This window comes from Rhodoplanes sp. SY1 (assembly GCF_046000175.1).
Classification (GTDB): Bacteria; Pseudomonadota; Alphaproteobacteria; order Rhizobiales; family Xanthobacteraceae; genus Rhodoplanes.
Window position 1 is genome coordinate 1 of sequence record NZ_JBEOMB010000155.1, and the last position, 6,139, is coordinate 6,139.

The window sequence follows — 6,139 nt, forward strand, 5'->3', positions numbered from 1 at the left end:
GTGTCCCTCCGGCGAGGACCGTCTTGCGTTGAGGCGCGAGGGTGTGCGGGATCGCGGCTGGTGATGGAGCTAGCGGTAGCGCAAGATCGATGTCCTTCATGGCAGTCGAAGTATTAGGTCGGGTCGAGCGTCGACGGCGGTTCTCGACGGAGCAGAAGCTGGCGATCGTCGCCGAGGCGAGCGAGCGCGGTTCGACGGTCTCCGATGTGGCTCGGCGGCACGGGCTGATGCCGAGCCAGGTGTTCAAGTGGAAGCGCTTGGCCGAACTCGGAGTGATCGGAATCCGCGGAGCGTCCGAGCTGCCGTCCCTGATCGCGGCGGAGACGGCGGGCGGTCGCTCCGAGGCGAACGGCACGACCGCGGCGATAGAGGCACGGTGTCAGCCGACGGCGACGCGCGGCGGGGTCATCGAGATCGATCTGGGCCAGGGTCTGTTGGTGCGGGTCGATCGGGACGTGGATGCTGCCGCGCTCGCGCGAGTTCTGGACGTGTTGGAGCGGCCCCGATGACGCTCCCGATCCCGAGTGGCGCGCGAGTGTGGCTGGCGACGGGCCACACCGACATGCGGAAGGGCTTCAACGGTCTGGCGCTGCAGGTCCAGGAGACGCTGCGGCGGGACCCGCACAGCGGTCATCTGTTCGTCTTCCGTGGGCGCAGCGGTGGACTGATCAAGATCCTGTGGCACGACGGCCAGGGCTTCTGCCTGTTCGCGAAGCGGCTCGAACGCGGCCGGTTCCTGTGGCCGTCGCCGGCGGACGGGACGGTGGCGATCTCGGCGGCACAACTCGGCTACCTGTTGTCCGGGATCGACTGGCGCGCGCCCCAGTACACGTGGCGGCCCGACGCGGCGGGGTGACGCGGCGCCTCGTCCCGGGCTCACAAAGGCATCCGGGTGTGATTCTATCAGTGGGAGATGCGCCCCGCTGATTCGCCCTTGCCCGACGACGTCGAGACGCTGAAGCGCCTCGTGCTCGCGCGCGACGCCGAGCTGGCCCGGGCTCGCGCCGAGGTGTCGAGCGCGGACGCGCTGATCGCCCATCTTCGGCTCGCCATCGAGAAGATGCGGCGCGAGCTCTACGGCCAGCGCAGCGAGCGCAAGGCCCGCCTCCTCGATCAGATGGAGCTTCAGCTCGAGGAGCTCGAGGCGGCCGCGGCCGAGGACGAGCTCGCGGCCGCGACGGCGACCGCCGCGGCGGGCGAGACGCCGGTTCGGCCGCACACCCGCAGGACGCCGTCCCGCAAACCGTTCCCGGCGCATCTGCCGCGCGAGCGGATCGTGGTGCCTGGCCCGACCACCTGCACGTGCTGCGGCTCCGGACGGCTCGCCAAGCTGGGCGAGGACGTCACCGAGACGCTGGAGTCGGTGCCGCGACGCTGGAAGGTCGTGCAGATCGTGCGGGAGAAGTTCACCTGCCGCGATTGCGAGAAGATCAGCCAGGCGCCGGCGCCGTTCCACGTGCTGCCGCGCGGCTTCGCCGGACCGAGCCTGCTCGCCATGATCGTGTTCGAGAAGTACGGGCAGCACCAGCCGCTGAACCGTCAGGCCGAGCGCTATGCACGGGAGGGTGTCGATCTGAGCCTGTCGACGCTCGCCGACCTGGTCGGCGGCTGCGCCACGTTGCTGCGCCCGCTCTACGATCTGATCAGAACCCATGTGTTCGCCGGCGACCGCGTGCACGGCGACGACACGCCGGTGCCGGTTCTGGCGAAGGGCAAGACCGACACCGGCCGGGCCTGGGTCTATGTGCGCGACGATCGCCCGTTCGGCGGGCATGATCCGCCGGCGGCCGTGTTCTTCTACTCGCGTGATCGCACAGGCGATCATCCCGAGCGCCACCTGCATGGATATGGCGGAATCCTCCAGGCCGACGCCTATGCGGGATTCAATCGGCTCTACGAGGCCGGACGCAAGCCGACGCCGCTCGTGGAAGCCGCGTGCCGAGTAGGTGGGGATGTTGCCACCCCCACCCCTCACAGACCCGGACGTGCAGGTTTCCCGCATCCGGTTCTTCATGGAAGAGCTTCGCTCGCGACGACGTACTTGTGAATGATCCTGGCCTTCGGCAGGGGATGGCGGTCGAGATACTGACGGAGACGGGACCACAGGAAGTTGCCCCCTCCCCGCCGCGACAGCCATTTCTTCCAGATGCGCTCGACCTGATGGAGATACCATCTGATGCGTCGGCCGTTTCCGGTGATGGCGTAGTAGGCGTAATGCCCCCGCACCATCCGGGACAGGTGAGCATGCTGGGCGGCGACCGATATGCCTCGGTTTTCTCGGCACCACTTCGACACGGCCGAGATCGCCCGAGCGTACCGATCCTTCGCCGTCACTTGCCGCACCACGTTCTTGCCGTTCCGCGACATCCCCCATACGTGGGTGAACCCGAGGAAGTTGAACGCTGTCCCGTCCGTTGCCGGATGGCGATTGCCGCCCGGCCGTTTGAACCGGAAGTCCACGAACCGCGTCTTGTCCGGATGCAGGGTCAGCCCGAACCGGTCGAGACGCTTGCCGAGAACGTCGAGCGCACGCTTGGCGGAGAGGTGATCCTCGAACGCCATCACGACGTCATCGGCGTAACGCACCAGAATGCATCGCCCCTTCAGACGCGGCCGCACCACGGTCTCGAACCATTCATCCAGCACATAGTGAAGATAAATGTTCGCGAGCAATGGCGAGATCACGCCGCCTTGCGGGGTTCCTTCGGTCGTGCGGCTGGTCGTGCCATTTTCCAGCACGCCCGCCTTCAGCCACTTGTCGATCATTCGACGAACCACGCCGTCGGTGACTCGTCGGTCGAGGAACGACCGCAGGGTGCCGTGTGGGATGCTGTCGAAGTACTTGCGTATATCGATGTCCAGCACCCACCGCAGCCCCTGGGTCATGAAGCCGTCGCGCAGATCGCGCAACGCATCATGCGCCGACCGGCCGGGCCGGAAGCCATACGAGCAAGGCAGGAAGTCCTCCTCGTAGATCGGCTCCAGCAGCATCGCGATCGCCCGCTGCGCCACCTTGTCTTCGAACGTCGGAATGCCGAGGGGCCTTTGCGACCCGTCCGCTTTCGGGATGTAGGCCCGCCGCACGGGCGGCGCGACGTAGCGGCCCGACCTGATGCGCGCGAGGAGGTCCTGAAGGTTGGCCTCGAGGTGCGCTTCGTAGGTCTCCGCCGTCACTCCGTCGATGCCAGGGGCGCCATCCTTCCGGACTTGTCCGTAGGCTTCGCTCATCCATTCCATGTCAATGACGTGGTGCAGCGAGGAGAACGCCCGGTCGCGGTTCGCCCTCGCCATATCGGCTATCCATTGGCGTTTCGTGGACAGGTTCGTGGGACGCAGAGTTCCCTCCCGTGTTTCCCGTCAATGGCTCTCTTCCATGGCGCCGCCCTTCCCTCCCGTGGGTCCCGGCGAGCCCGGTTCCCCACCTTCGTCGGTACTACGACGGCGCTACGACTTCCCGCCCGCGCAATCCCTGGTCGCTTATGTGTTCGCTCCCAGGGCCCCCGTGCTCCTCCCTGCCTTCGTGTTCGCCGAAGCGCTCCCGGGGCAGCGGAGGACTGCTCCCGAGCCTGGGACAGTTGGTCAGCCGGCGTCCCGGTTCCGGCGTGCTTGCACGGGGACACGTGCGGGATCTCTCAGGTTCCCTGGCGATCCATCCTGCACCTCTGCCCTGTTCCGAGACCCCGGTCGAACCGACATGGCCTCGCCACTATCGGCCTTGCCGATGCTGCCCCCGGTCCCAACACTCCGAAGGCTTCGACGTCATCATGATTTCGGGGCTGACCCACGGCTTCGATGCCTGCTGCCTACGCTTCACGACCGGCGTCGCCGCCGCCCATGCAAGGCTCGCTTCCGGCTGGCGGGCTGCGCCTCTACCGGGAGGGAGTCGAACCCTCTGGATCGCTTCGAAAGGTTTCGAACTACATGTTCATCCTCCTTCCCAGGGCTTACCCTGACGCAAGTTGGTCACACGCACGCCGCAAGTTCTTCGTGCTGGCCGACGTGACGACGAAGGCTCGGGCGAAGCCATCTGCCGTCGCGCCATTGGCCCTCGAAGCCGTGACGCGCATCGACGCGATCTTCGACGTCGAGCGCGAGATCAACGGTTCGCCGGCGACCGAGCGCCTCGCCCTGCGCCGTGAGCGAGCCGCTCCTCTCGTCGCCGACCTCGAGATCTGGATGCGGGCCGAGCGGGTCCGCCTGTCGCGCCACTCCGACGTCGCCAAGGCGATGGACTACATGCTGAAGCGTTGGGCCGCCTTCACGCGGTTCCTCGACGACGGGCGAATCTGCCTGACGAACAACGCCGCGGAACGCGCCCTGCGTGGCATCGCGCTCGGCCGGAAGTCGTGGCTGTTCGCCGGTTCCGACCGCGGTGGCGAACGCGCGGCACTGATGTACACCCTGATCCAGACCGCCCGCCTCAACGATGTCGATCCGCAGGCCTGGCTCACCGACGTCCTCGCCCGCATCAACAATCACGCCATCCGGGATCTGGCCGCGCTGCTTCCCTGGAACTGGTCGCTGGCCCCGGCGTCGCTCGCCGCCTGACCCTCCGCCTCGGACAACACAAGCAGAAATCCCGCGGTCTTCGCCGGGGGCGTACGGTGAGATCGACACGACCCCGGCTGCAGCCGACGGCCAGATGAACCGGCCGCGTTCCAGCCGCCTGGCGTATAGCGACATGCCGACGCCGTCGTGCCAGAGAATCGTAACCGGCGTGAACACCCCACCTCGTCGGGGGCGATTGAGCCGTCGTAGACGGTCGTGTCGGCAGGACCGATGCGAGGTGTCGCGATGGATAATGACAGGCATCAAGACAGTCACGAAGGCGAGCGCTACCGGCGGGTCGAGGTGATCACGGGGCGGCGGCGCCGGCGGACATGGTCGTCGGCGGAGAAGGCCGCGATCGTAGCGGAGAGCTTCGTGCCCGGCGCGAACGTGTCGGAGGTGGCGCGGCGTCACGGCTTGAACGGCGGACTGCTGTTCGGATGGCGGCGGCAGGCGATGGCCGGCGCACTCGGCCGCGAGAGCGCGCACCTGGAGGATGACACGCTGTCCTTCGTGCCTGTTTCGATCTCATGCGAGCAGGGCGAGACGACGACGGCCAAGGAAGAGGCGCCGGCGCCTGCCGCTGGGGGCGCCGCCGCGTCGGCGATGATCGAGATCGTGATCGGCGCCATGACGATCCGGGTTCCGGACGGCGTCGACCGGTCGACGCTCGCGGCGGTGCTGGGCGCGGTTCGAGGGCTGTCGTGATCCCGCTGCGCTCGGAGTTGCGGGTGCTGGTGGCGACGCAGCCGGTCGACTTCCGGGCCGGCATGGATCGGCTCGCGACACTGGTGGAGACGGTGCTGAAGGAGAACCCGTTCGTCGGGGACGTGTTCGTGTTCCGCTCGAAGCGCCGGGCGAACCGGCTGAAGCTCCTGATGTGGGACGGGTCGGGCCTGATTCTGGCGACCAAACGGCTGGAGGACGGGGTGTTCACCTGGCCCCCGATCCGGGACGGCGTGTGCCTGCTGACTGCGGCGCAATTGGCGATGCTGGTCGCCGGGCTCGACTGGACACGGGTCGGCACGAATCCCGTGAAGAGGCCGACGCGAGCGGCGTAAAAGCGTTGATTGACTGGCGATTCGGTGTGTTCCGAGGTATCTTCGGGCATGCCGCTTCGCGCCGCCGATCTGCCCTCCGACCCCGACCGGCTCGCCGCTCTGGCGTTGACGCTCGCGGCCGAGAACGAGCGGCTGCGGGCCTGGGTGGACAGCCTGAAGGCCATGGTCTTCGGGCCGCGCTCCGAACGGCGACCGCTCGCCGATGCCGGCCAGGGCGCGCTCGACCTCGGCGACACCGCCCTCTGCACGACAGCGGCCGTCGTGACCAGCGACGTCACCGCGAGCGACGATCGTTCGGCTCCGGAACGGACGCCACGGCAGCCGCGCAAGCCGGCGACCCGCAACCTCGGCGCATTGCCGAAGCATCTGCCCCGCTGCGAGAGGGTGATCGAGCCGGAGAGCACGGCCTGCCCGTGCTGCGCCGGGGCGATGCATCGCATCGGCGAGGACGTGAGCGAAGCGCTCGACGTGGTGCCGGCGATCTATCAGGTGCTGCGGACGATCCGGCCGAAGTATGCGTGCCGCGGCTG

The 6,139-nt window shown here is 67.8% G+C and carries 6 protein-coding genes and 3 pseudogenes; 7 read left to right on the forward strand and 2 right to left on the reverse strand.

Annotated features, from left to right (window positions below; translation table 11 throughout):
• Positions 1–98 precede the first annotated feature (98 nt).
• From tnpA (ABTU92_RS26400) to tnpC (ABTU92_RS26410), 3 genes and pseudogenes are all read left to right on the forward strand, one after another.
• Positions 99–509, forward strand: a complete 411-nt coding sequence (gene tnpA / locus ABTU92_RS26400) for an IS66-like element accessory protein TnpA (RefSeq protein WP_408094575.1) — start codon at positions 99–101, stop codon at positions 507–509.
• On the forward strand, positions 506–856 hold the full coding sequence (gene tnpB / locus ABTU92_RS26405; RefSeq protein ID WP_408094576.1) for an IS66 family insertion sequence element accessory protein TnpB: 351 nt from the start codon (positions 506–508) through the stop codon (positions 854–856). Before tnpA (ABTU92_RS26400) ends, tnpB (ABTU92_RS26405) begins: the two co-directional genes overlap by 4 nt.
• A gap of 57 nt (positions 857–913) precedes the next feature.
• Positions 914–1,939, forward strand: a pseudogene (gene tnpC, locus ABTU92_RS26410) (IS66 family transposase); the annotation flags it as partial.
• Between the two features lie 71 nt (positions 1,940–2,010).
• On the opposite strand, the gene ltrA reads toward tnpC (ABTU92_RS26410), so the two are convergent.
• Entirely contained in the window at positions 2,011–3,291 is a 1,281-nt protein-coding gene (gene ltrA / locus ABTU92_RS26415) for a group II intron reverse transcriptase/maturase (protein WP_408094577.1), read from the reverse strand.
• 669 nt (positions 3,292–3,960) lie between these two features.
• On the opposite strand from ltrA, the pseudogene tnpC (ABTU92_RS26420) reads away from it, so the two are divergent.
• Positions 3,961–4,548, forward strand: a pseudogene (tnpC, locus tag ABTU92_RS26420) (IS66 family transposase); the annotation flags it as partial.
• Between the two features lie 69 nt (positions 4,549–4,617).
• Here the strand turns inward: tnpC (ABTU92_RS26420) and tnpB (ABTU92_RS26425) are convergent.
• A pseudogene (gene tnpB, locus ABTU92_RS26425) lies at positions 4,618–4,812 on the reverse strand (IS66 family insertion sequence element accessory protein TnpB); the annotation flags it as partial.
• Here tnpB (ABTU92_RS26425) and tnpA (ABTU92_RS26430) point away from each other — a divergent pair.
• From tnpA (ABTU92_RS26430) to ABTU92_RS26440, 3 genes are all read left to right on the forward strand, one after another.
• Positions 4,780–5,256 (forward strand): IS66-like element accessory protein TnpA, encoded by a 477-nt coding sequence (gene tnpA / locus ABTU92_RS26430; RefSeq protein WP_408094578.1) that lies wholly within the window; start codon positions 4,780–4,782, stop codon positions 5,254–5,256. The pseudogene tnpB (ABTU92_RS26425) and the gene tnpA (ABTU92_RS26430) sit on opposite strands and share 33 nt — an antisense overlap.
• Positions 5,253–5,609, forward strand: coding sequence for an IS66 family insertion sequence element accessory protein TnpB (gene tnpB, locus ABTU92_RS26435; RefSeq protein WP_408094579.1), 357 nt, complete (start codon positions 5,253–5,255; stop codon positions 5,607–5,609). The genes tnpA (ABTU92_RS26430) and tnpB (ABTU92_RS26435) overlap by 4 nt, the downstream gene beginning before the upstream one ends.
• Positions 5,610–5,657: 48 nt before the next feature.
• Positions 5,658–6,139: IS66 family transposase zinc-finger binding domain-containing protein (locus ABTU92_RS26440; protein ID WP_408094580.1), on the forward strand; the 482-nt coding region annotated here is incomplete at its 3' end.